The organism is Kitasatospora sp. NPDC088346 (assembly GCF_044740765.1).
In the GTDB taxonomy this organism is placed as follows: Bacteria; Actinomycetota; Actinomycetes; order Streptomycetales; family Streptomycetaceae; genus Kitasatospora.
Window position 1 is genome coordinate 1 of the sequence record NZ_JBIURH010000182.1, and the last position, 1477, is coordinate 1477.

2 protein-coding genes are annotated in these 1477 nt (G+C 69.6%); one reads left to right on the plus strand and one right to left on the minus strand.

Translation table 11 applies throughout. The features are described 5' to 3' along the window. Positions 1-68: 68 nt before the first annotated feature. The gene (locus tag ACIOFR_RS42325; protein ID WP_401006184.1) at positions 69-821 is read right to left on the minus strand and encodes an MBL fold metallo-hydrolase; all 753 of its coding nucleotides are present in this window, start codon (positions 819-821) and stop codon (positions 69-71) included. Between the two features lie 81 nt (positions 822-902). Here ACIOFR_RS42325 and ACIOFR_RS42330 point away from each other — a divergent pair. After that, positions 903-1477: winged helix-turn-helix transcriptional regulator (locus tag ACIOFR_RS42330; protein WP_401006186.1), on the plus strand; the 575-nt coding region annotated here is incomplete at its 3' end.

The following is a 1477-nucleotide window of genomic DNA, read 5'->3' on the forward strand; positions in this document are numbered from 1 at the left end:
GGGCCGGCCGATGTTGCCGCTGGCACCGAACAGGACGATCTTCATGTGTTGCTCCTTGTTTCTGATGGTCACAGGACGGGCTGGCCGTCGGCGATGATGGCCGCGGTGATGCCGCGCTCGTCGGCGGCGTGCTGGAAGCGCTGCTCGATGTCGGGTTGTTCGGTGTAGAACGGCGGGTTGTGGAACAGGCCGTAGTGCATGGCGCAGACGGTGTCGGCGCCGAGTGCGACGGCGGCCTCGACGCCCTGCTCGGGGGTCATGGTCGCCGGGACGTTGGCCGCGTAGCCCTCGAAGTGGGCGATGACGCCGTTGACCGGGACGAACGCGACGTCGAACGGGCCGTGGTCGCGGGCGATCTGCCACCAGCTGCCGTGCCACTGGGTGTCGCCGCAGTGGATGACCTGCCGGCCGGCGCCTTCGACGACCCAGGCGACCTGGTCACAGTCGTTGCCGCGCCAGTCCAGCGAGGTCACCGGGGTGACGGTCAGCTCTCCGATGCGGCGTGACTGGCCCAGGTCCTGGGCAACGGGGGTGATGCCCGCCTCGCGCAGCCCGGCCGCGCTCGGGGTGTGGCAGCCGATCGTGCCGGTGGCCGCGATCCGGGCGATCAGGTCGTGGTCGTAGTGGTCGGGGTGCAGGTGGGTGATGAGGGCGTGGGTGCCGGGCGGGGTGTCGACCGGGTCGACCGGCCGGTGCGGCGGCCCCATCACCGGCGCCAGCGGAGCGACGTTCTCGAGCGGGTCGATCAGCAGGCGGGTGTCGCCGAGACGGATCTCGACGCCGGCCCAGGCCAGCCGACGCACGGAAAGGGTGGTGGTCATGGGCAGCGACGCTAGACCGACGGTGTTGAGAAAGTCAACAAGAGAGTTTTGAATCTCAACACCACGATGTAGAGTGGTGGCATGCGCACCTACGGGCAGTACTGCGGCATCGCGAAAGCACTGGACACCATCGGCGACCGATGGACCCTGCTGATCGTCCGTGAACTGCTCGCCCTGGGTCCTTGCCGGCACACCGACCTGCGCAACGGGCTGCCCGGGATCGCCAGCAACCTGCTGGTCGACCGGCTCCGGGAACTCGAGGAAGCCGGCCTGATCCACCGCGAGGCCGCCCCGCCGCCGGTGGCCACCACCCTGTTCTCCCTCACCGAGCGTGGCCGCGCGCTGGAGCCGGTGCTGCAGGAACTGAGCCGATGGGGAATTCCGCTGTTGCGTGAGCCGGCCGGCAGCGACACCTTCCGCACCCACTGGCTGGACATGCCCGCCCGGGCACTGACCGACCACCGCCCCGACCAGCCGGCAATCGCCCTGCAACTGCACGCCGACGGCAACGAAGACCTGGTCATCGAAGTCAAGGACGGCTCGGTGCACACACACGCCGGCCGGGTCGACCACCCCACCGCGTCACTGACCGGACCGCCGCACCTGCTGGCCGCGACCCTGCTCGGCGACCTCGATCTGAGCGCCGCAGTACAGCA